At 61.4% G+C, this 25,650-nt stretch carries 22 protein-coding genes and 2 pseudogenes; 12 read left to right on the top strand and 12 right to left on the bottom strand.

The window, feature by feature from the left end:
* Positions 1-683: 683 nt before the first annotated feature.
* Entirely contained in the window at positions 684-1,442 is a 759-nt protein-coding gene (locus MA07_RS02220) for an ion transporter (RefSeq protein ID WP_244445132.1), read from the bottom strand.
* A 408-nt stretch (positions 1,443-1,850) separates the two neighbouring features.
* Here MA07_RS02220 and MA07_RS31135 point away from each other — a divergent pair, with 408 nt between their 5' ends.
* Positions 1,851-2,054 carry a hypothetical protein gene (locus MA07_RS31135; protein ID WP_200879314.1) on the top strand — a complete coding sequence of 68 codons (204 nt, stop codon included), beginning with the start codon at positions 1,851-1,853 and terminating at the stop codon, positions 2,052-2,054.
* Here the strand turns inward: MA07_RS31135 and MA07_RS31130 are convergent.
* Both MA07_RS31130 and MA07_RS02205 read right to left on the bottom strand, forming a co-directional pair.
* Positions 2,036-2,587: an ABC transporter substrate binding protein gene (locus tag MA07_RS31130; protein WP_036346423.1), complete on the bottom strand. Its 552-nt coding sequence runs from the start codon at positions 2,585-2,587 to the stop codon at positions 2,036-2,038. The genes MA07_RS31135 and MA07_RS31130 overlap by 19 nt on opposite strands.
* Positions 2,588-2,790: 203 nt before the next feature.
* Positions 2,791-3,129, bottom strand: coding sequence for a hypothetical protein (locus MA07_RS02205; protein ID WP_036346420.1), 339 nt, complete (start codon positions 3,127-3,129; stop codon positions 2,791-2,793).
* Positions 3,130-3,363: 234 nt separating this feature from the next.
* Between MA07_RS02205 and MA07_RS27455 the strand changes: the two genes are divergently transcribed.
* The 3 genes from MA07_RS27455 to MA07_RS02190 all read left to right on the top strand — a co-directional run bounded on the left by MA07_RS27455 (position 3,364) and on the right by MA07_RS02190 (position 6,771).
* The gene (locus MA07_RS27455; protein WP_052002753.1) at positions 3,364-3,876 is read left to right on the top strand and encodes a GNAT family N-acetyltransferase; all 513 of its coding nucleotides are present in this window, start codon (positions 3,364-3,366) and stop codon (positions 3,874-3,876) included.
* A 98-nt stretch (positions 3,877-3,974) separates the two neighbouring features.
* Positions 3,975-4,949: an ABC transporter substrate-binding protein gene (locus MA07_RS02195; protein WP_036346417.1), complete on the top strand. Its 975-nt coding sequence runs from the start codon at positions 3,975-3,977 to the stop codon at positions 4,947-4,949.
* Positions 4,950-5,025: 76 nt separating this feature from the next.
* Positions 5,026-6,771, top strand: coding sequence for an adenylate/guanylate cyclase domain-containing protein (locus tag MA07_RS02190; protein WP_036346413.1), 1,746 nt, complete (start codon positions 5,026-5,028; stop codon positions 6,769-6,771).
* Between the two features lie 26 nt (positions 6,772-6,797).
* Here the strand turns inward: MA07_RS02190 and MA07_RS02185 are convergent, their stop codons facing one another.
* From MA07_RS02185 to MA07_RS02175, 3 genes are read right to left on the bottom strand one after another with little or no spacing between them, the layout of a single operon-like run.
* A complete protein-coding gene (locus MA07_RS02185) occupies positions 6,798-7,784 on the bottom strand; it encodes an ABC transporter substrate-binding protein (protein ID WP_052002751.1) in 987 nt (328 codons plus the stop codon).
* On the bottom strand, positions 7,781-8,743 hold the full coding sequence (locus tag MA07_RS02180) for an ABC transporter substrate-binding protein (RefSeq protein WP_036346410.1): 963 nt from the start codon (positions 8,741-8,743) through the stop codon (positions 7,781-7,783). The genes MA07_RS02185 and MA07_RS02180 overlap by 4 nt, the downstream gene beginning before the upstream one ends.
* Entirely contained in the window at positions 8,740-9,669 is a 930-nt protein-coding gene (locus tag MA07_RS02175; RefSeq protein ID WP_244445131.1) for an ABC transporter substrate-binding protein, read from the bottom strand. The genes MA07_RS02180 and MA07_RS02175 overlap by 4 nt, the downstream gene beginning before the upstream one ends.
* Before the next feature lie 220 nt (positions 9,670-9,889).
* Here MA07_RS02175 and MA07_RS29945 point away from each other — a divergent pair, with 220 nt between their 5' ends.
* Both MA07_RS29945 and MA07_RS27445 read left to right on the top strand, forming a co-directional pair.
* Positions 9,890-10,387 (top strand): ABC transporter substrate binding protein, encoded by a 498-nt coding sequence (locus MA07_RS29945; protein ID WP_052002750.1) that lies wholly within the window; start codon positions 9,890-9,892, stop codon positions 10,385-10,387.
* Positions 10,387-10,863 carry an ABC transporter substrate binding protein gene (locus MA07_RS27445; RefSeq protein ID WP_081928726.1) on the top strand — a complete coding sequence of 159 codons (477 nt, stop codon included), beginning with the start codon at positions 10,387-10,389 and terminating at the stop codon, positions 10,861-10,863. The genes MA07_RS29945 and MA07_RS27445 overlap by 1 nt, the downstream gene beginning before the upstream one ends.
* Before the next feature lie 423 nt (positions 10,864-11,286).
* Here the strand turns inward: MA07_RS27445 and MA07_RS02165 are convergent, their stop codons facing one another.
* The gene (locus MA07_RS02165) at positions 11,287-12,282 is read right to left on the bottom strand and encodes an ABC transporter substrate-binding protein (RefSeq protein WP_036346406.1); all 996 of its coding nucleotides are present in this window, start codon (positions 12,280-12,282) and stop codon (positions 11,287-11,289) included.
* Between the two features lie 544 nt (positions 12,283-12,826).
* Complete coding sequence (locus tag MA07_RS02160; RefSeq protein WP_036346404.1) at positions 12,827-13,315, bottom strand: Lrp/AsnC family transcriptional regulator; 489 nt, start codon at positions 13,313-13,315, stop codon at positions 12,827-12,829.
* A 106-nt stretch (positions 13,316-13,421) separates the two neighbouring features.
* Between MA07_RS02160 and MA07_RS02155 the strand changes: the two genes are divergently transcribed.
* The 3 genes and pseudogenes from MA07_RS02155 (at position 13,422) to MA07_RS02145 (ending at position 17,032) form a co-directional block, all read left to right on the top strand.
* Positions 13,422-14,630: a diaminopropionate ammonia-lyase gene (locus tag MA07_RS02155; protein ID WP_036346401.1), complete on the top strand. Its 1,209-nt coding sequence runs from the start codon at positions 13,422-13,424 to the stop codon at positions 14,628-14,630.
* Positions 14,627-15,861 (top strand): annotated as a pseudogene (locus tag MA07_RS28475) (Zn-dependent hydrolase). The gene MA07_RS02155 and the pseudogene MA07_RS28475 overlap by 4 nt, the downstream one beginning before the upstream one ends.
* Before the next feature lie 10 nt (positions 15,862-15,871).
* Positions 15,872-17,032 (top strand): M20 aminoacylase family protein, encoded by a 1,161-nt coding sequence (locus MA07_RS02145; RefSeq protein WP_036346399.1) that lies wholly within the window; start codon positions 15,872-15,874, stop codon positions 17,030-17,032.
* 109 nt (positions 17,033-17,141) lie between these two features.
* Here MA07_RS02145 and MA07_RS29940 read toward each other — a convergent pair whose 3' ends face one another.
* Positions 17,142-17,315, bottom strand: coding sequence for a hypothetical protein (locus tag MA07_RS29940; protein WP_160195364.1), 174 nt, complete (start codon positions 17,313-17,315; stop codon positions 17,142-17,144).
* A 180-nt stretch (positions 17,316-17,495) separates the two neighbouring features.
* Here MA07_RS29940 and MA07_RS02140 point away from each other — a divergent pair.
* Positions 17,496-18,548 (top strand): annotated as a pseudogene (locus MA07_RS02140) (IS110 family transposase).
* A 24-nt stretch (positions 18,549-18,572) separates the two neighbouring features.
* Here MA07_RS02140 and MA07_RS29395 read toward each other — a convergent pair.
* Entirely contained in the window at positions 18,573-18,818 is a 246-nt protein-coding gene (locus MA07_RS29395; RefSeq protein WP_152568691.1) for a hypothetical protein, read from the bottom strand.
* Positions 18,819-19,088: 270 nt separating this feature from the next.
* On the opposite strand from MA07_RS29395, the gene MA07_RS02135 reads away from it, so the two are divergent.
* Both MA07_RS02135 and MA07_RS02130 read left to right on the top strand, forming a co-directional pair.
* Positions 19,089-20,801 carry an adenylate/guanylate cyclase domain-containing protein gene (locus MA07_RS02135; RefSeq protein ID WP_036346397.1) on the top strand — a complete coding sequence of 571 codons (1,713 nt, stop codon included), beginning with the start codon at positions 19,089-19,091 and terminating at the stop codon, positions 20,799-20,801.
* Positions 20,802-21,099: 298 nt separating this feature from the next.
* Positions 21,100-21,552, top strand: a complete 453-nt coding sequence (locus MA07_RS02130) for a YHS domain-containing (seleno)protein (protein WP_036346394.1) — start codon at positions 21,100-21,102, stop codon at positions 21,550-21,552.
* On the opposite strand, the gene MA07_RS02125 is transcribed toward MA07_RS02130, so the two are convergent.
* The gene (locus MA07_RS02125; protein ID WP_244445133.1) at positions 21,543-23,405 is read right to left on the bottom strand and encodes a tetratricopeptide repeat protein; all 1,863 of its coding nucleotides are present in this window, start codon (positions 23,403-23,405) and stop codon (positions 21,543-21,545) included. The two genes, MA07_RS02130 and MA07_RS02125, sit on opposite strands and share 10 nt — an antisense overlap.
* A 1,739-nt stretch (positions 23,406-25,144) precedes the next feature.
* On the bottom strand, positions 25,145-25,650 hold a 506-nt coding region (locus MA07_RS02115), incomplete at its 5' end, for an IS110 family transposase (protein ID WP_036346389.1).

The raw sequence follows: 25,650 nt of genomic DNA, 5'->3' as shown, positions 1-25,650 counted from the left end.
TTGACGATAGTTGGAGACGGACCATGATTATGTCAGACCACAACATCTGAAAGCCTGTGGTAAGCACGGTGTGCCGACGTTACCCCTCTGTACTCGTTCTTGGGCGGGGAGTGGGCCAGCAACTGTGCTGCTTAGCGGTTGTGCCCTAGATGAGCTTAGGGAAAGCCGTTGTCACTCAGCCAACGACCTTCGCGCGTTCAACCTGATCATCTTCCTGTTGAAAGCCGTAAAGGACAGAGATCTGGGCTCCTGGAAGTGTGGCAAACGATCAGGTCTTGATCATGAGGCAATCAGCCATCGAGCCAGAGCCCAGACAGGAAGCAATTGACCGGCAGAGACCCTAAGCGATGAGCCAGAGGACAGAGAAGAGGATCGAGAGCCCTGCCGTCACCTGCCCAATCCTCAGCCAATATCTGAAGTCCCATTCCCTTGAGTAGAGCACATCACCGTTATCGGAAGTAAGGGGCGTCTTCAGGGCGTCTTGGAACTGCCTTCATGAGTGCCATGCGATTGTATTGGCAACAACGGACAACCCCCCAAAGGCAAGAGCAAGGTACCAGAGCCGACCATCGAGAGCGCTGAATGTCACGTTCGCTCCGTAGAAGGAAACCGAGTGTCGACCCTATCAGATAAGGCTTGGGGGCAGCCCCCTGTGCTGCGTCATTCATTATCATTGGGAATGTTCAGCACGTGGCCACAGGCCTTGCAGTGAACGGCGTCATGTTCATGACGTTGCAGTCCACACTGCGGGCACGGGTAAAGCACCTTGCGCCCGGGCGGAACACAGCCTGCGCCAAGCGGAGGAACAGGGTGATCCCGAGGATCGAGAGCACTTCCCCGCTGGTACTGCCCATCAGCGTGACGTCCCCAAAACCCGTGGTGGAGAGCGTCGCCACCGTGAAGTAGAGCGCATCAATGAAGTCTTCGATCTTTGGATTGATCTCACGCTGGCTGACGTAGACCAGTGCGGAGATCATGAACACGAAGACACCGAGGTTCAGGGCAGCGTGGATCACCTCCTCGTTCCGGCGCCCGGCTGCGAAGCGCCGCTTGAGCTGGCCCAGCACGTTGTAGGACCGCAGGAGCCGGACTGTACGGAGAACCCGTAGAAAGCCGAGGTTGACCCCAACCGCTGAGACGAACAGCGAGGCGATCACCACGAGATCAACCAGCGCAGCGCCGTTGTCGAGGTAGGCCATAGGGTGGCGGTGAGCGAGGATCCGGCCCAGAAACTCAAGGGCGAGAAGCACCCCGAGCAGCAGGTCCACCACCCGCAGCCAAGTAGCATCGGCGACAAAGGAAGTGGCGACAAAGTAGGTGATCGCGGCGAGGTCAATCGCCAGGAGACCCGCTTGGAAGGCGACTGCTGCCGGACGATGGCCGTAAAACAGGCGCCGCAATTGCACGCGCAGCCGCCCCAGCGTACTCGAGCGCGTCCTCATTGGTGCTAACGCTTGGCTGAGTGGGCTGCGAGCGCGGGGCACTTGGCATGAATCCTCGTGGAGATTGTTCCTACCAGCTTGGCCATTTCCTCCCGACAGTTTGTGACGCTCAACGGCTCCAGTCGGAGTGGAGCCAGATCAAGGGGACATGTCTCGTTCGAGTATGTCGTCAGCGAAAGCCATGAGTGAGCTCGGGAACGTCAGGCCAAGGTCATTAGCGGTCTGGAGATTGAGCACAAGTTCGTAGCGGCTTGGCTATTCGAAGGGCAGTTCGCTCGGCTTGGTCCCGCCAAGCACCCGCGCGGTGTAGACTGCAAGATCTCGATCAACTCCGCTCCAGTCAATGCCATATGACATGAGGCCTCCCGCCTCCGTCAGGCGACGAAATGGACTCATGAGAGGCAGCCGATGCTGTCTCGCCAATTGTGCAATCTGATCGGTGCGGCTGACTTGCTTGGCATCCGCCAGGATGAGAACGGCCGTTGCGCCTTCCCGGACCATGGCACTGAAGAGAGTTTCATAGCTATCCAAATAGAGAAATTCCTGGATGCCGACACCGCGCTGGTTTGCTTCACGCCAAAGCTACCGCATGCCTATATAGGCTCGGTCTGAGCTGAGAAACGCAACAAGGGACACCTTGGCGCTTCCTCCAGAAGGAGGTCAAGCTGTTTGTTGTAGATTTCTGGGCCAGAGTCGATCGCGATCCCCGTAATGTTGCCGGAGCGTTGCGCAAGGCTCGGTACGACCTCCTGCTCCACCGGGCTGAGAGCTGAGACCACAATTGGGATCGTGCTGATTACGGCATTCAAATTAAGCGCCCAGCTATGCGAGGTAGTTACGATGACATCCGGCGAGAGCCTGCGAATGTCGTCCATCACCTCTGCCCACTCATCCCTCGGTGGTCCCCAGTCCTCCACACCTTCACGCCAGCTCACGGCGAGGTTTACTCCAACCACGTAGCCGTTATGGCGGAGTTCATTCAGGAAGACAGACCAGCGCGGTGAGGCCGGGTCAGCGGTCACTCGATCGGACCAAGCGTGGCCAATCAGCAGGAGCTGCCGGACACGTTCCTTCGGCTGCGCCGAGATCCGTGTTGAGAAGCTTGTGGCGAGTAAGCCGCCGACGATGAGATCGCGCCGCCTCATCAGGACACCTTGTGGTCTTATTCCAGCATACGCCCGTTCGTCTCTCCTGTCCCGACTTCACTCGAATTCGGACGAAGTCAGGACAGGAGAAGATCGTCCGCACCATTCGCAGAGCCCCTTTTAGAAATGACCTACGTGGAGCCACGTAATTCCGATTGATTCTGTGCTTGTGGTTTCTCAAGCCAGAAGGCTGAGGCTTGAAGCTAGGCGCCGAGTTGAAAGACAAAGAACAGAACAAATCCGACGACGATCAGCCCTGCGCTCACGATCTTTGCCACCAGGAGCGGTGATGCAGCGGCCTCGATTTCGGCACGCCTTTCGGCTCTCTCGGCTGCGGACATTCTCTCCACAACGGCCATGTGCTGGGCATAGAGGTTTGTGGCATTGTAGAAGCCGTCAGGACCACCCGCCTGCAATTCGACGGTAAGGGCGATCACCCCGATGATCAGACCGAGGACGCCTACTCCGACGAAGCCGACGACCTGGTAAGCGACATAGGACGTTGCTCCCACGCTGACCACCAGCAGGATCAGATAAACCAAGTGTGGTGTCCTAAAGCGCAGGTGCATGGTGCCTCCAGAGACGAAGTCCAACCTGCCCGCCCGTCAGAGGGTCGAAAACGCGACTGAACTCCATACTACTCCCGAACAGCGGCTCTGTCGCGCGTGGAAGAGAGAGCCGCGTAATTCGCAGAAACCCCTTCATGGAACGCTTTTTCTGGCCCTCACGGCGTCCAGATTTGACGGGACAAGTTGGATCGGTTGGAGGGTGGACGTATGTTGAAGCCGTTCTCGACGGACCGTTTGGCAATCGGCCAACTGCAACTCCAAGATGCCCTCGAACTAGCCAGGATCAGCGACGTCCCTGCTGTAAGTCAGTGGATGGCCTTCATGGAGGGTGGCTTCCCCTTGGAGAAGGCGGAGGCCCTTATCGCCAGCCAGAATGCCATCAAGGAATACTTCTTCGCGGTGCGGCTCCCTGACGGGACGCTGATCGGGGCTATGGGGGTGATTGACCACCCGGATAAGACCATCGAGGTCGGCTACTGGTTCGGCATCGATTACCAGGGCAAGGGTTATGCCTCAGAGGCGCTCCGGGCGACCCTGGAGCAGATTGCCGCCGACCCTGCGTTTGCCCTACGTCCGATCTTTGCCGAATGCCGACCTGACAATGTGGCGTCGATCAGGCTTTTGACGAAGACCGGCTTTCACGGAACAGGCCGTCCTGGCCCTCGGCCTAACCGGATCGAATTTGCCCTCCGGTCGGGCAGTCTGCGCGGCAATAACTGATCGCGGGTTGCGCGTCAGTGCCCTTATGGAACTGTCCTCGTCAAACCTGCTCGGCTGAAGTACCATGGCCTCTGCTGACCTGACTTCGGGATCATCCAATGAGGCGGCGCGAGTTTATCTCACTCATGGGCGTCGCGGTCGGTTGGCCGCTTGCAGTGCGAGCGCAACAGCCGGCAGTGCCGGTGATCGGGTTTCTGAGCAGCCGGTCCAGCGATGTCGACGCGTCGCTCTTAACAGCGTTTCACAAGGGCCTTGCCGAAACGGGGTTCGTTGAAGGTCACAATGTGGCAGTCGAATACCGCTGGGCGAAAGGTCGATATGATCTGTTACCCGCGATGGCGGCCGAACTCGTGCAAAAGCCGGTTGCAGTCCTGGTTTCAACTGGTGGCACCGTTGCGGCAAGTGCCGCGAAGGCTGCGACCCGAACAATACCAGTCGTTTTTACCACCGCCGATGATCCAGTCAAAGGCGGCCTTGTCGACAGTTCCAACCAGCCGGGCGGCAATCTGACCGGGATCACAGCGCGCTTAATCGAGGCTGCATCGAAGCGAATGGAGCTTCTGCACGAGTTGCTTCCCATGGCATCCACAATCGGCCTGCTCGTGAACCCGACCAATCCGGCAACCTTGATTGAGTCAAGTGAGGTGCAGGTCGCCGCTCGCGGGCAACGCGTCGTAATCCTGAGCGCCAGCACCGAACGCGACATCGACCTTGCCTTCGAGGGCCTGAAGCAGAAGCGGCTGGATGCGCTTCTCATTGCAGCCGATCCGTTCCTGTTCGCACGTGCAGATCAGCTCATCGCCTTGGCGGCCCAAGAAGAAATCCCGACTCTGTATTTCCGAAGTGAGTTTGCCCAAGCCGGCGGTCTGATATCCTTTGGATCGAACTTTGCCGACTTCTTTCGCGTCATTGGGCTCTATGCTGGTCAGATCCTCAGGGGTGCCAAGCCGGCTGAATTGCCCGTACAACAGCCGACCAAGTTTGAACTGGTGATCAACCACAAGACGGCGAAGGCGCTTGGCCTGACTGTTCCGCCATCGCTCTTGTCGCAAGCCGACGAGGTGATTGAATGACGATAGTACGGACTGCCCGGCCTCCGCCCGGCTTATTCCACCCCGCCGCCGACATATTGAGTGGGATGCCTGAGCCATGAGCAGTCGGCATCTCCGGTTTCGTGGCCTCTTTCGCAAGTACTTTCTCGTGCTTTTCCTGGCCGTGGTCATTCCGCTCGCCGCCAACGGCGTCAGCGAGGCCTGGCTCGGCTACCGCGACCAGCGTGCGAGGCTCGACCAACTGCTCGGGGTCGAAGCCAGATCAGCGGCATTGAGGATCCAGGGCTTCCTTGACAGCATCACCGGTCAGCTCGGCTGGCTGGTGCAACTCCCCTGGACCGAGGAGCCGGACGAGCGCCGGCGCATCGATGCGCTACGCCTCCTTCGGCAGGTGCCCGCGATCGTCAGCCTGACCCTGGTGGACGGCTCCGGACGCGAGCGGCTCTATGTGTCACGCATCGGTCTCAACCGAACTGAGAGCCACACGGATCGCTCTGGCGAGCCCGCCATCATCGGGGCCCGATCAAAGAGGATCTGGTACGGCGAGGTCAGCTACTACCGTGGTTCTGAGCCCTACCTGACGGTAGCGATCTCCGGTAACCGCCCGTCGGTTGGCATCGTCGTCGCCGAGGTCAACCTAAAGCTGACCTGGGACGTGATCTCGGCCATCAAGGTCGGGCAGACGGGATCCGCCTTCGTGTTGGATGCCCCAGGTCGGCTTGTCGCCCATCCCGACATCAGCCTCGTTCTTCGTGGAGCGGATGAGGCTACCCTTGCACCTTTCCAGGCCATCCGGAAGGCCGTCGGACCCGCAGGTGCGGGCTTCGTGACGAGCCGCGACGCCGGAGGCGACCGCATTGCTGCCGCTGCCGCACCAGTCCCTGGTCCTGATTGGACGATTGTGGTCGAGCAGCCGCTCTCCGAGGCATTCGGGCCGATCTATACCGCCCTGTGGCGGACCGGGACCCTTCTTCTCGCCGGTGCCCTCTTTGCCGGCCTGCTTGCCTACGCTCTCGCCCGCAGGATGACCGATCCGATCCGCAAGCTTGAGGAAGGCACTGAGCGCATCGGCGCTGGACAGTTCGACCATCGCATCAACATCAGGACGGGGGACGAGCTTCAGCGGCTGGCCAACAGTTTCAACGCCATGGCCGCGGAGTTGGCCGTCTCGCAGGAGCGCCAGGAACGCATTGCCAAGCTCAAGCGGTTCTTGGCCCCGCAGGTGGCCGAACTCGTCGATCGCACGGGTGACGACGGCGTGCTCGAGGGCCGCCGCACCGAGGTGGTGGCGGTGTTCTGCGATCTGCGGGGCTTCACCGCTTTCTCGGCCAGAGCCGCGCCCGAGGAGGTGATGAGCGTGCTGTCGGAGTACTACGAGGCACTCGGCACGATCATCACCAAATATGGGGCTACGCTCACGAGCTTCTCAGGTGATGGCCTGATGGTGCTCGTCAATGCACCTGTCCCAGTTGAGGAGCCGGGCCTCCAGGCGGTGGACATGGCCATTGAGATGCAGCGAAGCGTGCAGGAGCTGATCATCGGCTGGCGGGTGCGTGGCCACCGGATCGGGTTGGGTGTTGGCCTTGCGATGGGTCCGGCTACGGTTGGGCGGATCGGGTACGAGAGTCGCTTCGACTACACGGCAATAGGTAGTGTGGTGAACCTTGCCTCCAGGCTGTGTGCATCGGCAGCCGATCGGGAGATCCTGGTAGATACGAAAGTTGCCGAGGCCGTGATCGGCAAGCGTGCGCTGATCCGGCTTGGAATGCGCCGGCTCAAAGGCTACGACGAGGAGCTGCCCGTGTTCGGCCTATCCTTCGACAGGAAGCCTGATGCCGCTTAGGTTTTGTCTTCACCAGGTAGCTGGTCCTATTCGACCACTTCATCAGCGAAGGCCAACAGAGCGGTCGGAAGATCCAGGCCGAGCATGCGTGCCGTCTTTGCATTGATCACTAGCTCGAACCTTGACGGCCGCTCAATGGGTAGATGACGAGGCTCGGTTCCTTCTAGGATCCGTCGCGCCATCGCACCGCCCTGTCGGAAGAGGGCTTGCAGATCGGGGCCATAGGCCAACAGGCCGCCGTTCCTGGCGAACTCAGGAAACAGGGTAATGGCAGCCAGCCGGTCCCGTGCGGCAAACTCAGCCACCTTTGCGGAATTTCCCGCAAAGAGCGGCGACGAGAGAATGAGTGTTGCCCTCGCACCCTGCTCCTGGACGGAGCGGAATGCCTGGTCCACTTGGCCGAGCGTGTCCGTGCGATGGACCAGAAGCACCGTGTGTCCTGCCGCTGCGGCCTTCTCGACTGCTGCGAGTTGGTACGGACCCGTCGAAGGATCCCACAGCACGCCAACCCGGTCGAGGCGCGGAACGATCTCCTCCAGAAGTTGCAGGCACTTCGCACTAACCTCAGCAAGATCCAGAAAGACCCCCGTGATGTTGCGCCCGGGCTGGCCCAAGCTGTCGGCGAGGCCCGCCGCGACGGGATCCGTCTCAAGGTCGACGGCCACAATGGGAATCGTCGACGTAGCCCCTCTGGCCGCCATGACACCCGACGGGCTGATGGCGATGATCACGTCCACGTCCATCGCGGCGAGTTCATGAGCATAGGCGGCAAGCCTGTCGAGGTTGCCATCAGACACGCGGGAGATCAGCTCAATGGGGCTATGGCTGTCCTGAACGAGACCGAGTCCTTCCCGAATGGCCACGAGGCGCAAGGCCGCAACGACAGGGGTTAGCCGGGGGTGAAGGAATCCGACCCGCGGGCCGCCTGCAAGCTGCCGCGCGGCAGCCGAACCTCGCAAGGTCCAGTAGACCGCCGCGCTGCTCAGACCAGCGAGGATGTCACGCCGCCTCATTCGATCACCTCATCGGCCTGGAGAAGCAGCATCTCGGGGACTTTGATGCCCAGCGCACGCGCCGTTTTGGCATTCACGACGAGGCGCAGACGGGAGGGCCCCTCGATCGGCGTCTGACCGGGCGCGGCACCCTGAAAGATCCGCTCAACGTAGTAGGCTGTGCGGCGGTACAGATCCGCGAGGATGGGTCCATACCCGATCAGACAGCCCTCGTTGGCCATCTCGCCCCATTCGCACACCGTCGGCAGTCCATTCTCAAGGGCGATCCGCGTGAGCAATGCGGCGTCGCGATTGAAGCGTGAGTCCGCATTGATCGCAAGGGCCTGTGCGCCGCTCGCGCGGGCGGCCGCCACTACCGACCCGTAGCCCTGCGGCTCGGATCCCTCCACGAACGACAACTCGACCCCGACACTTGCCGCAGCCGCTCGCATCTCCTGTTTGCGGGCCTCCAGTCCGGGGCTGGTTGGGTGAACGAGAACCGCAATGCGCCGGACCTCTGGCACGGTATCGTGGAGGAGGTCCAGGCGTTTGATGTCCAGTTCCTTTGAGGCGATGGTGATCCCGGTGATGTTGCCCTCGGGACGGGCAAGGCTGGTTGCGAAGCCTTGGGCAACCGGGTCACCCCCGAACATGATGATCGGGAGCGTGCGTGACCTTGCTTGCACCGCGGCAACGGCGGTGCTGTTGATGGCGAGGATCGTGTCCGGATGCAGAGCCAAAAGGTCCTGAACCAGGCTTGGAAGCTGTCCCACATCCCCGACGCGAGACTCGACAACCAGGTTTTGTCCCTCAATGAAGCCCCGCTTTGCAAGCTCAGGGACCGTCAGGGCCTGGACGCGCTCGACTGATTGTGGGTTGAGTGCGAGCACCCCAAGACGATAGACCCGGCCGGACATCTGGCTCTGCGCACCCCCCATGGACAGCACGATGGCAAGGCAGGCAATGGTGAGACGGATCATTCGATCACCTCATCGGCACGGGCGAGAAGGCTTGGCGGGATCTCGAACCCGAGCGCCCGCGCGGTTTTTCCGTTGAGAACAAGCTCGAATGTCGTCGGCTGCTCGATTGGTAAGTCGCCGGGCTTCTCGCCCCTCAGCAACCGATCCGCATAGGCTGCGAGCCGGACATAGATGGTCCGCTGGTGAGCCCCGTAGCTGGCAAGGCCCCCCACCTCGCAGTGCTCACGCGAGCCGAACATGGACGGCAAGCCATGCGCCCGCGCAAACTCAGCAATCCTCACCTTGTGCACCCTGGTGGCTCCACCCGGGAAGGCGAGCATCGCATCCGCGCTTGAGCCCCGCACCTGCTCCAGGGCAGCGTCGATGTCCGCTCCTGACGTGAAGGAAGCATAGGCGAGGCGCAAGGAGAGAGCCTCCGCGGCCCTTTTGGTGGCCTCATACTCAAGCTGTTCGCCGGGATGGGTGGTGTTGGACAGGACGGCGAGGGTTCGCAGATGGGGCATCAGCTCCTTGAGGATCTCGACCCGCTTCTGCGCCACATCGAGCGACATGAAGGTGATGCCGGTGAAGTTGCGCCCAGGGCGCGCGAGGCTTTCGGCAATGCCGAGCGCGACTGGATCGCTGCTGATCGCGAACAAGACGGGCTTTGCCGTCACGGCTCGTGTCGCCACAATGGCGGGCCCACTCGAGACAATCAGGTCAGCCGGGAGGGCGAGGATCTCCGGAAGCATCGCTCGAAGCGCACCCGGATCGCCAGGAGCATAGCGGAGCGTGAACGCGAGGGTCTGGCCCTCGCTGTAGCGGTGCTCCCGCATGCCTTCTCGGAAGCCGTCGATGAAAGGGTCAGGTTGGGCTTCGGTGGACACCCACAGGATGGTGCGAGCTTTGCCGGGCTGTGCTCCGACGGCAAGCGGCCATGCAGCCATTGCGCCACCAAGGCCAGTGAGGAAAGTCCGCCGCCGCATGGGATCACCTCGCGTGCGAGTATCCGGGCTAGGCGTCAAGCATACACCTGCTGGCAGAGAACGCGAGGAACAGCACTCGCGCAAAGAGGCCCCATCTATTTTCGCGGAAGCGCATTTACGGAGCCGGCCTCGTCACCCCGGCAAAGCAGGGATAAGATTGGCTCTTCAGAGGAGGCTTCCCATGAGGCACTTCCCCGCCTTCACTACGGCTGTTTGCCTCCTGCTTACCTGTGCCGCTGCGGCCCAGATGCCGACCAAGAGCGCCCGGATCGGGATGCTGTGTCCTGTTCGGTGCGTTGGACCCGGCTACACCGCCTTTGACGACGAACTGCGCAAGCTTGGCTGGATCGAGGGCAGCAATCTCACCATTGAGCGGAAAGCCCTCGAGGGCCGCTATGAGCGTGTGTCCGAGCTTGCTGCCGAAATCGTTCGGTCAAGACCTGACCTGATCGTCGGTCCAAGCGCGCCGGTTGCCCGCGCCCTCAAGGAGGCTACGTCGGAGATCCCCATTGCCTTCTCCTTCGTCGCCCATCCTGTCGAGATCGGTTTGGTGCAAAGCCTTGCTCGCCCTGGGCGCAATGTCACCGGGGTGGCTGCGATCACACCCGGCACATTTCTCGCAAAGCAGTTCGAGATCTGCGGGAGCTTCTGCCCAAAGCTCAAAGGGTGGCTGTGCTGATGATCCCTACGAATGAAGACTATCGTCTAGCCCTGGCACGCGAACTACCGATGGTCACGCAACTGGGGCTGCAAGTTGACGTGATTGAGGTTCGTGCACCTGAGGATGTTCCGGGTGCTGTCGAGAAAGCAAAGGCGCTTCGTGCGGAGGGAGTGTTGGTTATGGGCGATGCGATCTTGAATACGCCTCCAAACCGGGTGCCCGATCTGCTGGCCAAAACTTCGCTTCCGGCACTTTATTCAAGCCGTGACCCAGTGCTGGCCGGAGGGCTGATCTCCTACATCCCGGACATGATCGCGATTGCCCGCCGTCACGCACAATACGCTGACCGTATCCTGCGCGGTGCGTCGCCAGCGGAAATGCCTGTCGAGCAGCCGACACGATACAGCCTCGTCGTCAATCTCAAGACGGCCAAGGCGCTTGGGCTTACGGTGTCGCCGTCGCTCCTTTCCCAAGCCGATGAGGTGATCGAGTAAAGGGTCTTGTTCGTGTAAGAAAGCGCCCGGGAATTGCGCGGAAGCGGCGATATGGAACGGTTCTCTTCAATGTACATAGGTATTGGAATAGAAATGGTCTTGGGCCACTCCGATCCGAGGTGATCGCATGAGGCGGCGGCAGTTCATCAGGATGCTCGGGTGGCGTGGCCGTTGGCCGCCCGAGGGCAGCAGGCACCACCGCCGGTGATTGGGATCCTCGACAGCGGTTCGCCTGACGCGGATGGGGCCGTATGCGTGCTACCGCAAGGGCTTGAGCGAAACCGAGTACGTCGCCTCCTTCGCCCAAGGAATCACGCTTCACGAGCGAGGGGAATCGCCCAGAGAGCCAGATGCCAGAGCCCCTGTTATAAGCAGCCGGACATTCGGTCGCTGCGACAACTCCCCCAATGAACTCACGCCGTCTCACTCGATCACATCGTCGGCGCTAACAACCAGCGATGACGCGATAGTGAGGCCGATCTCCTTTGCGGTCTTCAGGTTGATGGCCAGCGCAAGTTTCGTGGACTGATAAATCGGGTGATTGGCTGGACTGGCTCCGCCCAGTATTTCGGCGATCTGGCGTCCCAGTTGCCCCATGATGTCGTCGAGACGCGGTCCATATCCCAGCAATCCACCCTCGTGCGCGGTCTCCGGCCACTGGTAAATGGCGGGGATGTGCAGTGCGGCGGTCTTCCGGATGATGACGTGGCGGTAGGCGTGCAGCAGCGGAGAGGCGAGGACGTTGAGCGCGGCAGCTCCCTCGGCTTTCGCCATGTCGATCGCGGGTCCGATCTCTTCGCCCTTTTCGACGCGGTGGACCAGAAGGATGACACCCCGGCGTCGCGCGGCTTCGACGAGGGCTTGAAGCCGTTGAGGACCCGTGGTCCGTGTATCGGCTAGCACCGAGATGCGAGGCGCGCCTGAAGTGAATTCGATCAGCAGTTCCTGACGTTTGCCGTCGAGGTCCGATGCGAGCAGGCTGATGCCCGTCGTATTGCCTCCCGGTTGCGCCAGGGAGCGGGCCAGGCCTTCACCGACCATGTCGTCGGTGATGGCAACAATCGGGACGCTCGTCGTCGCTGCTTGGGCTGCACGGGTTGCCTGGGGACCGGCGGTAACGATGGCGTCGGGGCTGGTTCGGACCAGCTCCAGGGCGGCGGCCGCAAGCTGCTGGTATCCGGCATTCCGGTCACGCCGATCGATGGTGAGATTTCGACCTTCGACGAACCCGTGCCGGCGCAGTTCGTCGAACACCGGATCGACTGGCGCAAGCTCGCCGGGGGAGAGGAAACCGATCCGATAAGTGCGAGATGCCGCCTGTCCAGCCGCGCGCCATGGAGCGGCCAAAGCCAGCGCGCCACTGGCAAACCCAATGAATTCCCGCCTTCTCATGAGCTTTCCTTGCACCTTGCGCAGCATACGGGCGCAGGAGCGACCCGCTCGACCAGATCAGCGGCCCAGAGGGCGGTGATCGCCAGGACGAGATACCGCTCGTACAGTTCTGCGGCGGTGCTTTCGAGTTGCCACGGCTCATGGTGGGGCATGTGATGATCTGCCGGTTGTCGGGCTTGCTGTGGTGATCCTACTCCCGATCCGAGTTCCTGTCGCGCGAGAGGCCAGATTTCGCGGAACGGGGCGTTATGGAATGTAGCGCCACGCGATGGTCCGCTCCGGGTCGAGGCTGCGTCAAAACTCACGTAGGCTTGGCGTTGTTGAAAGATCAGTACAAGTTGACACGCCTATGCCGTGGATTTCCCGGTCTACAGGGTTTTACAGGAAATTAAATTGCTCTACGAAGCGGCGCGTCCGCGTTTTGACACAGGCTCGGTCAATCTCGGTAGTATTGCAGGCCTGAACGAAGGTCCGCTCATCCCAGCAGTGCGGAAATACAGCTAAGGTCAGGCCCGTGCCATAAGCCGTCGTTCCCTCACGCCCATCTGTTGGCAGGAATTAGGGTGTTCAGTCACCCCGGCAGAGTAACCGTCAAACCAACCTTGACGCGGTCCATGGCTACGAAGGTGCGGAACCGCTTCACGTTGTTGTTCCCGAAGAACAGGCGCCGCGTGAGTGCCTCGTAGGCGGTCATCGTCGGCACCACGATGACCAGCACAAAATCCGCCTCTCCGGTGACATAGTAGCACTGCTGCACCTCCGGAACTGAAGCAAACTCCCGCTTGGTGGCATCAATCAACTCTGCCGTCTCACTGATCACCTCGACCTCGACAAAGATGGTGATGGCCTGCCCAATCTGAGCCGGATCGATGATCGAGACATTGGCTTGGATGACTCCCGCCTCCTCCATCCGCCGGATACGGCGCTGCACGGCCGGAGCGGACAAGCCGACGGCCTCACCGATCACCCGCTGCGGGGTTGTATTGTCCCGCTGGAGGATGTTCAGGATCGCGAGATCGAAGCTGTCAAGGGTGAGCGACGACGAAGACTTGGACGCCACAGAGGCTACTCATACGAAAAATTCTTGCGTTCAATGAGCCTAAATAGAGCGCCTTTCTCGTGGCAGGTGCAATATCTTCTCGCCGTCTCAGCAATGAAGGATGGCGATGTTCCTATCCAACCAGCACCCCGACTACCGCAAACCCCTTAATCCGGTTGATGCCGAGACGCTGGGCGTACCGGCCGCTGAAGAGGTCGAACGTTACCTCACCTATCGGGACAACCAAGCCCCGACGCCTCTGCACACCCTGCCAGCCTTGGCCACTGAACTCGGCTTGAATACGGTCCATATCAAGGATGAGGGATTCCGGCTGGGCCTCGGCAGCTTCAAGGCGCTGGGTGGCTCCTATGCGGTCATCCGGCTTGTGCTGGAGGAAGCCAGCCGCCAGCTTGGACGCCGAAGCGATGTCGCTGAACTGCACGCGCCCAAGGTCCGTGCCGTCGCGGCTGGCATGACGGTCGCGTGTGCTACCGATGGCAATCACGGACGCTCAGTGGCGCAGGGTGCCCACCTCGTTGGAGCCAGGGCTGCCATCTTCGTGCACTCTGGCGTCAGCGACGAGCGTGTGGCGGCCATCGCCCGCTTCGGCGCCCAGATGATCCGGGTTGCGGGCACCTATGACGACTCGGTTGCCGAGGCGGCACGCGTCGCGGCCGAGAAGGGCTGGACCGTCGTCTCGGACACCTCCTGGCCGGGTTACGAGCGTATCCCCGGGCTGGTGATGCAGGGCTACACCGCCATGGTGCGCGAGGCTCTGCGCCAGCTTCCCCAAGCGCCGACCCATGTGTTCGTGCAGGCAGGGGTCGGCGGTGTTGCGGCTGCTGTGGCAGGGCATCTCGCTCTCACCCTTGGGGACCAGCGGCCCGCCTTCGTCGTCGTCGATCCGGCACGGGCCGCCTGCCTCTTTGAGACTGCCCGGGCAGGACATCCGGTTAAGATTGAGCATGGCGAGCCCACTGTCATGGCAATGCTCGAATGCTACGAGCCGTCGCTGGTCGCCTGGCGGATACTGTCCCGTGTTGCTGATGCCTTCATGACCGTCGACGAGGAGGATGCAGTCGCGGTGATGAACCGCCTAGCCCGTCCCGTCGGGGACGATCCGGCCATCGTGGCGGGCGAGAGCGGGGGCGCAGGCCTTGCAGGTCTAATTCGTGCCGCGGCAGATCCTAAGGTCCGAGCAGCGCTCGGTCTCAACGAGGCGTCCCGGGTCTTCGTCATCAACACCGAAGGCGCGACCGATCCGGAGCGCTACGCGGAACTGGTCGGGATGCGACCTGACGCCGTTGCAACCACCACCAGAGAGGCAGATGCATGACAACACTCTCAATCGACGCGGAGCGACTGCTCGGTCGGCTCCGGGAATTCGGGCAGATCGGCCGGGACAGCGACGGCTGGCTGGTCGGCTTGCCGGCTCCGATGCCGACAAGGCCGGGCGCGATACCTTCGTGGCCTGGAGCCGCGCCGCAGGGCTGGAGATCGCCGTCGACCACATCGGCAACATCTTCGGGATCTGGAGCGATGACGCGAATACGAACCAGGCTCCCGTCCTGCTCGGCTCGTACATCGATACCGTCATCAATGCCGGCATCTATGACGGCTGCTACGGCGTGCTCTCCGGGCTGGAGGTGATCGAGACCCTGAAGGCTGCTGGATACGCTCCCGCGCGGCCTATCGCGGTCGCCGCCTTCACCAACGAAGAGGGTGTGCGCTACGCGCCCGACATGATGGGCTCGCTCGTCTATGCCGGCGGGCTCCCGGTCGAGGAAGCGCTGGCGACGGTCGGCACCGATAGTACCGTACTCGGGGCAGAGCTGGAGCGCATCGGCTACGCCGGCTCCGAGGAGCCGGGCTTCCTCAAGCTGCACGCTTATGTCGAGCTGCACATCGAGCAGGGGCCTGTGCTGGAGCGCGAGGGTGTGCCGGTTGGTGCCGTCGAGAGCCTTCAGGGCATCTCGTGGCAGCGGATCACCATCGAGGGCGAGGCCAACCATGCCGGTACGACGCCGATGCCGATGCGGCGGGATGCCGGACATGCCGCGGCCCGCGTGGTCACCTTCCTGTGCGACCGGGCCCGCAACGCGAATACGCCCACTGTTGCGACGGTCGGCTGCATGAGCTTCGAGCCGAATGCTATCAACGTCATCCCCTCTCGCACGACCTTTACGGTTGATTTGCGCGATCCGGACGAGCAGCGCCTCCGGGCGGAGGAAGCAGCCCTTGCCACCTACCTGGAGGAGCTGGCGCCCACCGAGGAGGTGAGGATCTCGGTTGAGCGGCTGGCGCGGTTCGAGCCGGTGACCTTCGACTGAGGGATCGTGGAGCTGGTGGAGGAGGCCGCGCGCAAGCGCGGGCTGGCCTCGAAGCGGATGACCTCGGGCGCGGGCCACGATGCCCAGATGATTGCCCGCATCGCGCCCTCAGCCATGATCTTCGTGCCGAGCCTCGGCGGCATCAGCCATAATCCACGCGAGCACACGCCGGATGCCGACCTTATTGCAGGCGCCAATATCCTGCTCGACGTCGTCACTCGCCTCGCAACCGAATAAGGAAACACCTATGGCCGTGGATCTGGACGCCCTCACACAGGAGATGACCGCTTGGAGGCGTGACCTGCACGCGCATCCCGAGTTCGGTTTCGAGGAGAAGCGCACGGGCGCCTTCGTCGCCGCCAAACTGCGGGAGTTCGGCCTCGACGAGGTGACTGAGGGCGTCGGCGGCACTGGCGTCGTCGGCACCCTCAAACGCGGCAGCGGCAACCGGGCCATCGCGCTACGGGCCGACATGGACGCCCTGCGGATCACCGAACAAGGCACGCAGGAGTACCGCTCACAGATGCCTGGAACAATGCATGCCTGTGGCCATGACGGTCACACCGCTATGCTCCTCGGGGCCGCCAAGCTCCTCGCCGAGGAAGGTGGTTTCGACGGCACCGTACGCTTCGTCTTCCAGCCGGCCGAGGAATGGGGCAAGGGCGCACTCGCCATGCTGGCCGACGGGCTGATGGAACGCTTCCCGTTCGACGAAATCTATGGCCTGCACAACATGCCGGGCTTGCCGGCCGGACATTTCCAGACCCGGGTGGGACCGATCATGTCGGCAGAGGACAACTTCGAGATCGTCTTTAAGGGTGTCGGTGGGCATGCTGCCCGCCCGCACTGGGGCAACGAGGTGCTGGTTGCGGCCTGTGCGACTGTGATGAACCTCCAGACCATCGTGTCGCGCCGCCTGAGCCCCACCGACATCGGGGTTGTCTCGGTCACCGAGCTGATCACCGACGGCACCCGCAATGCCCTGCCGGGGCTGGCCCATATCCTCGGGGACGCCCGCAGCTTCCAGCCTGAGGTTAGTGCCGAAATCGAGAAGCAAATGCGCATCATCGCTGAGGGAACAGCCCTGACCTACAACGTTGCCGCCGAGGTGACCTACACGCGCGAGTTCGTGCCGCTCCTGAACGATGCGGCCCTGGTGGACGAGGCTTTCGCGGCCGCCCGGACCGTGTTCCAGCCTGAGCACGTCTCGACTGCCGATGAGCCGATGACAGGGTCTGAGGACTTCGCCCGGTTCCTGGAGCACGTGCCCGGCTGCTTCGTCTTCATCGGGAATGGCAAGGACTCGGCGCCCCTGCACAACCCGGCCTATGACTTCAACGATGATGGGCTGCTCCATGGGGCGCGCTTTCATGCCGCTATGATCCGACAGCGGTTACCATCCATCTGACCATCATAGATCCGCTCCCTCGAACCTCACGAGACATCGCTCGTAGGGCTGCTTTGGGTCGTAGCCCGGGATTGTCGCCAGTGTCCACGCTAGGGGCTGGATGGCCTGCCTATGGGATCATCCTGCTGAGCTGACGGGGATCCATCTCCAAGAGCCCGGCCCATTCTTCCAGAGCCGCGGCGTAAAGCCGGGTCAGGATATGGGTTGAGTCGTCAGCAGCACCCTTGAGCCGGGATAGTTCGGACAAGGCTGCCTTCACCAGGTCGAGGTCACGATCTGCCATTTTGGCAACTCCCCTTGTGGTTTATGCGGAGACTATGCTTCCAATCTGTCTGGCTGCCAAGGGTAGAATAGCATTCGGTGCCTGACCAAGCCATTCGACGGAACGGCCGCTAATGGGATGGACCGGCCGTGCTTACCGGCGCACCCTTCATCGGGGGCGCCCAGCACGAGGATCTGAGCCATGCCTACAGCTCCGCTTCAGCACGTTGCCACTCTTGGGATCGCCATCGGCAAGAACAGCTTCCACCTGATCGGCCTGGACGCCCGTGGGGCCATTGTCCTGCGCCAGAAGCTCTCCCGTGGCCAGGTCGAGGCACGGCTGGCCAACATGCCAACCTGCCTGATCGGCATGGAAGCCTGTGTCGGTTCCCATCATCTCAGCCGTCAGTTGCTGGCCCTCGGCCACGATGTGAAGCTGATCCCGGCGCAGTTCGTGTCACCCTTCCGCAAAAGCCACAAGAACGACTTCCGCGATGCCGAAGCCATCGCCGAGGCGGTGCTCCGCCCCACCATGCGCTTCGTGCCCACCAAGAGCGTCGAGCAACTCGACCTGCAAGCTCTTCATCGTGTTCGCTCGCGGCTGGTAAGTCAGCGAACAGCCGTGATTAACCAGATCCGTGCTTTCCTGCTGGAGCGCGGGATTGCGGTGCGCCAGAGGCTGCGCTCGCTGCGTCAGGCTTTGCCGGATATTCTGGCCTAGCGAACGGACGTGCTCACGCCGCGTATGACGCACATGATCGAGGGCCTGATGCAGGACTGGCATCATCTCGACGAACGCATCGATGCAGTGACTGGCGAGATCGAAGCCCTCGTGGCCGCCGACGAGGCCTGCCAGCGCCTGATGAGCGTTCCGGGTGTGGGACCGATCATCGCTAGTGCCATGGTGGCCAGCATTGGCAACGGAGCTGCGTTCAGCCGGGGACGTGACTTTCGAGCTTGGCTCGGCTTGGTTCCGCGTCAGATCTCCAACGGAGACAGAACCGTGCTGGGCCGTCTGTCTAAGCGCGGCAACAGCTACCTGCGATCTCTGTTGATCCAGGCCGCCCGCGTGCTGCTGCTCTGGCCGGCGAAGTGGCGCCAACACAGTTTCGGCAACTGGCTCACGGCTGCTTCGACCCGTCTGCACCACAATGTGCTCGCGGCGGCTCTGGCCAACAAGCTGGCCCGGATTGCCTGGAGCGTGCTGAGCCAGAACCGCACCTATGAACCACGGACAGCGGCTGCGGCAGGTTAGGATCGACAAGGGCCCTCCCCTGCATCAGCCGCCTGAACTCGCCGAGGTCTGCGAGAGGAAGACGAGATGGAGAACGGTCGCGCCGTCGCATTGGTGCTCTGGTGACCCTGATGGCCGAAGGGGCCGATCCGCTAATGAGAACCAGTGTGCGCGGATATCCATGATGGCCAGGAGCAATCGCTCCACATGGGCCGGATACATTAGCGCAAGACCAACCTCGACATCCCGAATTCCCTTGCGACGCACGGCCGGTCCATACATCAGGGTCACGCACTGAAATTCCTGGCTCCTTCGGAACGTCCGGTTACGTGAGGATTGCTGCCCTCGGGTTAACGTCTCAAGAGTGCCAGGAGCGGTCATTCGATGCTTAACAGCTAAGTTTCTGTCTACCGGGTCACAGCCACGCAGCCGGATGTCGAGCACCTGAGATGGCTCGCTCTTTCCGCTACCAAAGCGTAAGCTGATCAAGCGGCTATGAGCTTCTGCCTCTGTCCCGCAGGGAAGCAGGAGCCAACACAGCCTTAACCCTGGGAGCTCGGCATGGAGCGCCGCTTGGCCGCAATCATGGTGGCCGACATCGTGGGCTACTCGTCCCTCATGGAAGAGGCCGAAGAGCAAACTGCTGACCTGGTGGCAGGCTGCCAAAAGCTAATCCGGGAGACGGTTGTCTCCCTCGGCGGCAGGGTTTTCAACACGGCAGGCGATGCTTGCCTGGCGGAATTCAGCAGCCCCATCAATGCCCTCCGCTGCGCGGCTGAGATCCGCAATACGCTTGCCGGTGGCTCCGAGGACGATCCGCTGAGACTGCGCTTTGGGCTTCATCTCGCCGACGTCGTGGTCAGGGGTGATGATCTCGTGGGAGACGGGGTCAACGTTGCCACACGCATTCAACAGGAGGCAGAGCCCGACAGCATCTGCATCAGCGGGGTCTTCTTCGACAACATCCGGCGCAACTCACCCTTTGCCTTTGACAACCTGGGCGAACGATTGTTCAAGAACCTATCGGGGCCGGTTCGCGTCTATCGGTTTCGGGAGGAGATCGCACGCCACCGGCTGCAATCCGCGCCGACGAGAACAAAGGCTGCTGTTGAGAAGCGTTCATCCTCCATCGCGGTCTTGCCGCTCCGGGTCATGGGCGGAGACGAGGACCAGCGCTTTCTAGCTGAAGGGCTGACGGATGAGCTGATCGTCGAGCTGGCCCGCTTCCGCCGCCTGTTTGTCAGCTCCCGCAGTGCAAGCTTTGCCATTGCTGACACCAATCCTGATCCAGTCAAGGTCGGCAACATCCTGGGCGTTCGCTATGTCTTGGAGGGCCAGGTCAGGAAGATCGGCGATCACGTGCGGATTGGCCTTACCCTGACGGAAACGGACGGCGGCTCGGTGGTCTGGAGCGACAAGATTGGTCGTCCCTTTGCCGAGATCCTGGATCTGCTTGATACAACCGCAGCCAAGATCGCGGCGACGGTGTTCGGCCGCATGGAAGATGCTGGCATGATCACTGCTCGCCGCAAGCAGCCTGAGAACATGTCCGCCTTCGAGTGTCTGCTGCGTGGGATCGACCACCATCGCCTTGGCGGGGTGCTAGAAGAGCACTCCCGAGAAGCGGTGAATTGGTTTACCCGAGCCATTGAGCTGGACCCGAACTACGCAGCGGCTTACGCTTGGCGGGTCTGTGCGGCGTCCGATCTTCCGGAGTTCAGCTTTCCCGAGGGTGAGCTCGACATTCGCCGGGCACTGGAACTGGATCCTTGCGATGCCGAAGCCAACCGGATTGCGTCCTTCTTCGAGCTGCTGAAGAATGACTTTGATCAGGCGGCGACGCTGATGCGCAGGGCGATGGAGCTGAACCCGTCCGACGCTTACATCAAGGCCCGGTGTGCGGCCGTCTCGACGTTCATGGGAGACGGTGAGACTTCGTTGAGACTGGTCGAGGAGGCAGAGGCTCTCGATCCTCTCCTTCCGGTGTGGTGCATTGAGGAGCGTGGCATCGCCTACTATGCGCTGGGACGCTATGGGGAGGCACTGGAGGCTTTGGGCAAACTCGTGTTCCAAACCTTCCGCTCGCGCCTGTATCGGGCCGCGGCGCTCATAGCACTTAGCCGACCAGAGGACGCTGGCAAGCTCGTCAAGGAGGCGATGGCGAGCAAGCCGAACTTCACAGTGTCGCGGTTCCTGTTTCAGGAGCGGTATCGTGACCCGTTGCTGCGTCAGCAGTTGCGGCGGCGGCTGGAAGATGCAGGACTGCCTCCATGAGGCTCCACATCGTACTGCTTCCAGCACGAGCTAGCAGGTCGTGAATGTCCGGAAGGGGTCAAACTGAGTAGTAGCGGATGTCTGTGCGAAGGCCCGCTCATCCCAGTAGGGCGGAAGTACGGCTAAGGTTAGTTCCGTGCCAGCAGCAGACGAAGCTGCCGGCAGCCCATAGCTGCCTGATCCTTGAAATTTAACAACACTAATCGCCCACATGGGCGTATAATCATGCTACCGCCCTGGGCTATCCGGCCCATTTGGAAGGGCAAACGGCTAAACAGGTAACTAAGGGAGCGATGCCATGCATAATCCCTCACGACGGGAGGTTACTCGCCTCGTTATCTTAGTCGCAGCCGGCTTGTTCGCGTCTACTACCCTTGCCTTTGACGGGCTGCCACTCGCCATCAGGGGCTACGATCCGGTCGCCTACTTTACCGCAGGCACACCAACCCCTGGGCTGCCAGAGTTCGAACTGGAGTGGGATGAGCACCGCTACCGCTTCTCGCGCGCTGAGCACAGGGAGATCTTTAAGGCCGATCCCGTGCGCTATGCGCCACAGTTCGCCAACTTCTGCGCCATGGCGCTCGCCAAGGGCCAGATCGTTGAGGCCGATCCGAAGGCTTGGCTGATCAACGATGGCAAGCTCTACATCTTTGGAGCGCCTGAGGGACCGCGCCTTTTCCAGCAATCCCTTGCTGACAACATCGCCAAGGCAAACCACAACCGCGGATTGGTTGAGAACCTTCAGCGCTGAGCCGGCGAAGATGGGGCGTAAAGCCCGGCCTTGCGGAGACCATCGCGCAGCCGTTCGAGATCGGAGGGGTTCTGGAGTTTGCTGCCGAACGCTTGTGGGTCAAACATCGGGTCAAGGCGTTTGAGCGCGGCCGCGGCACCTGCGGCCTCTTCAGATCGACCCTGTTGGGCAAATGAGGCTGCGAGCAGAGCGTAGCTGAAGTGCGCGCCCAACACCTCTCGGAGATTGATCTGCGCCTGCTCCGCTGCGGCTTGGTATTGTTCCCTGAGATAGTAAGCGAGGCCGAGGGCGTTACGATCAAGAGCATTGAGTTCGAGGCTAATCCGCTGTGCCTGCTCCAGGGCCTCAATGGCCGCATCGGTCCGCCCAAGCCACATAAGGATGTTGCCGTAGCCGGCCAGACCATCCGCATCGTTCGGGTTCGTGGCAACAGCCCGATCCATCTCTGCCCTTGCCTGCTCGTATCGCTGATGGAAGATGTGAATGCGGCCTAGCACGATGCGAGCGCGCACTTCTGATGCGTTGAGGTCTAATGCCCTGCTGGCCAGCCCCTCCGCCTGATTGAGGAATGCCACCGGTGACTGTGCCCACCCCATCGCTGTGCTGATGAGGTAGGTTTCGGCTAAGGCTGCGTAAGCGGCAGCATAGCCGGGATCCAGTTCAATGGCCCGTCTGAGCAGCGTGCGGGCCTCCACGATGTTTGAGCGCGTGGGGCGCTGCAATGCGGGTCTGGCCCGCAGCACGTAATCATAGGCTTGGAGATTATCGGTCGGCTTCGCCAGCACCCGGCGCTGTTCGATCTCTGCCATCCCGATGGCGAGCGCACCCGCGATCTGGGCGGTGATCTGGTCCTGCAAGGCGAAGACGTTGGCAAAGGCCTCATCGAAGCGAGCAGACCATAACACCCGGCCATCCGTATCGACGAGTTGGGCCGCGACCCGCACCCGGTCGCTGGTCTGATGGACACTTCCCTCAACCTGGTATCTGACGCCAAGAGCACGACTGATTTCGCCAGGACTTATAGGCTTGGCCTTGTAGGGAGCCACCGCATTCCAGGACATTACAGTCATAGTGGAAAATCGGCCCAGGGCGCTGATGAGATCCTGGGTCAATCCGTCAGCAAAATAGTCTCGCGCCGCATCCCCACCCTGGTTCACGAAGGGAAGAACCGCGAGCACGGGTTTGGCACCAATCTCGGCCGTTTGGGTTGGTCGAGCGCCTGGGACGAGGCTGCCAAAGAAGTTCGGTTGGAAGGGTGGCGCGATCCATAGTCCTCCAAGGAGGAGCAGGAGAGCGACAACCAAGGCCGAGTAAACTGCACCTCGACGGCCTATGTGTGCTTTGGGCCTGGAACTGCTAAGGCGAAGGCGAAAGACGCGCACCGGTCGCGCAATGTTCTTGAGCTTGTGTTCCCCACTGTCGATGAAGGCGGCGTCGATCTTGCCGTCGACGTCCTCCTGCACGCGTCCTGAGATGCAGATGCCGCCGGGCTCCGCAAGTCCCTCCAGGCGGGCAGCCACATTGACACCATCCCCGAAGATGTCTCCGTCCTCAATGATGATGTCCCCGACATTAATGCCGATACGAAGTTCGATGCGACTGCCGCGCGGCACGATGGCGTTGCGCTCGGCCATACCGCGTTGGATCTCGACGGCGCAGCGCACAGCCTCAATGACACTGGCGAACTCGACCAGGATCCCGTCGCCGGTGGTCTTGACGATACGCCCACGGTGATCGGCGATCCTAGGCTCGACAATAGCATGCTGGAGCTCCCTCAAGCGGGCTAGCGTGCCTTCCTCATCGGTGCCCATAAGACGGCTGTAGCCGGCGACATCAGCCGCCAGGATCGCCATCAATCGCCGGTCCACATGCTCTGTTGACAAGGGGTCCCCGGTTCTTCCGCAACCAGCATCGAAGGACGAGTATAGAGGACTAAGCTTTCGTAGGCACGGTAGGTCAAGTTCGTGCTCAAACAGGAACCCGCAAATCTGCACCTGGCAGATGCCGAACGGATCAGAAGGGTGCGAATGTCGCCTTCGGGTCAAACTGAGCAGTAGCGGATGTCGGTGCGAAGGTCCGCTTACCCCAGCAGTGCGGAAGTTCGTCTAAGGTCAGCCTCGTGCCAGAAGGAGAGCTATCGAGCCTGGAGGGCGTTGCGTGCTATATCCGTCAACGGCTTACGACGAGAATTTCAGGTAGGGCAATTTATGGAATACAAATGGCAAAAGTCGAAGCAAAGGAAACGCCCGTCATAAGCGGGCGCTTTAAGTTTCCGGATCCGTAGGGACAAATAAAACAAATCCGATAGAGATCACGTGCGCACATAAAAGCTGCTAGGTCACTTGTTTATGTTCGTAAACTATGCGGCATTTTGACAATAAATATTTGAGGTATAATTAAATCTACCTATTATGAAACTGCCATGGTAATGCGCTCCATAGAGGCGCATGTATGATCAATCGCTGACTTGTGCCTCACAGGCTGTTGGCGACTGAGAGAGCCGTGTGCTCCCGCCTGTGTTGCGGAGCGCATCGATGCCTCATCGCCCACCCAATTTCCTGACCAGCACGGCGACCTTGATCGAGGACGCGCAGGCCGCACGCGTTGCGGTGCATATCCGGGCTGTCCTTGCCCGCTTCCGATCTCGCATGAACCAGTCATCAAACCATAAGGTGAAGGCAGATGCATAACGGGCTTTATGAAGACTGCGAGGGCCCATTCGAGGTCTGCGTCTGCCGCTCAGCGCTTGGAACGTACTGCATAGGGAGAACATTACGACGCTCCCCCAGCTCGCCGCGATTGCAGACCGGATCGAGCGGTTCCCAGGCGTTGGGGCAAAGACAGCCCTGGCGATCAGGGTCGAGCTTGGTCGTATCGCCCTCCTTGATGCCCGGTCTCCCTGTTCCTCATCAGGCTCAAGGGATGTGTAATCCGCAGAATGCCCTTTAGGACTGTGCTGGTTGTGTCCTCTGTGAGGGTGTATGATGATCTATCGCCGGCAGGAACTGATCCAGGCACCGGCGGCTGAGAGATGCGCGCGCTCCCGCCTTCAAGGCTCAGGAGCTGCATATGTCCGATCATTCTGAAACCTACGCAGGGACCATTGAGGGTCTCTATTTACCTCGGCTCGCCTGGGAAGTGCTCCATCGAGAGAGCATCGGCTCCCTGAGCCAGCTCAGGGCTGTTGCTGGTCAGCTTGAGCAGTTCGCTGGCATCAGGACCCAAACGGCGCAAGCCATTAGACGAGAGCTCGACCGTGTAGCGGCACCTGGTGAGCACATATTCGGCCAGGAGCAGCTTTCGCCATGGGGGGCGTAATCCCGATAAGCCATGTGTGGACGGCGCCTGCGTGGCAAGGGGATTTTGGTGTTTCGACGATCTGGTCGTGGGCAGCCATGTGTTCGGCCTTGTGATGCGGCCTCATGACCGCGGGCCTTGATGAAGTTCGCGGATCAGCTCCCCAACATTTATGCTGCGTCAGAGCGCAACGGCTTATCACGGGTTTGTCTGATCCCCGGCTCGACCGGTTCGTCATCACACCATCACCACCTCCACCAACCTTGCAAACCTCTCATCCGGCTCCGGAGGCAGCTTACGCGGCCGCAGCAGCCGGAGCGCGATAACCCTGGTTGCCCTGCAAGACGGCCCAGGCGACCCGAGCCAACTTGTTGGCAATGGCGACCTTGACAATGCCGGCTGGGCGGCGGGCCAAGAGCGCGTTGATCCATCCCGCAGCCGCTGAGGCTTTGCCGCGGGCATGCCGCAAGAGTGTCGTGGCCCCGAGCACCAAAAGCCGGCGCAGATATCGATCTCCTTCTTTGGAGATGTGCCCGAGCCGCACCTTGCCGCCTGTCCCACTCTGGCGTGGCACCAAGCCGATCCAGGCGGCCAGGTGGCGGCCCGAGCGGAAGGAGCGCGGATCCGAAATGGTGGCCGCAAGGGCGCTGGCCGTGATGATGCCGACGCCGGGGATCGTCTCCAGGCGCTGGCTGACCTCATTCGTGCGATGCCAGGCCAGGATCTCCTGCTCAGCCTCAGCAACCCGGACTTGGGCCTCCTCAAGTTGCGCGATGATCAGGCGCGCACACCGCCATGCCA

It is taken from the genome of Microvirga sp. BSC39, assembly GCF_000739015.1.
Classification (GTDB): Bacteria; Pseudomonadota; Alphaproteobacteria; order Rhizobiales; family Beijerinckiaceae; genus Microvirga.
This window is presented reverse-complemented; position numbering and strand designations above follow the sequence as displayed.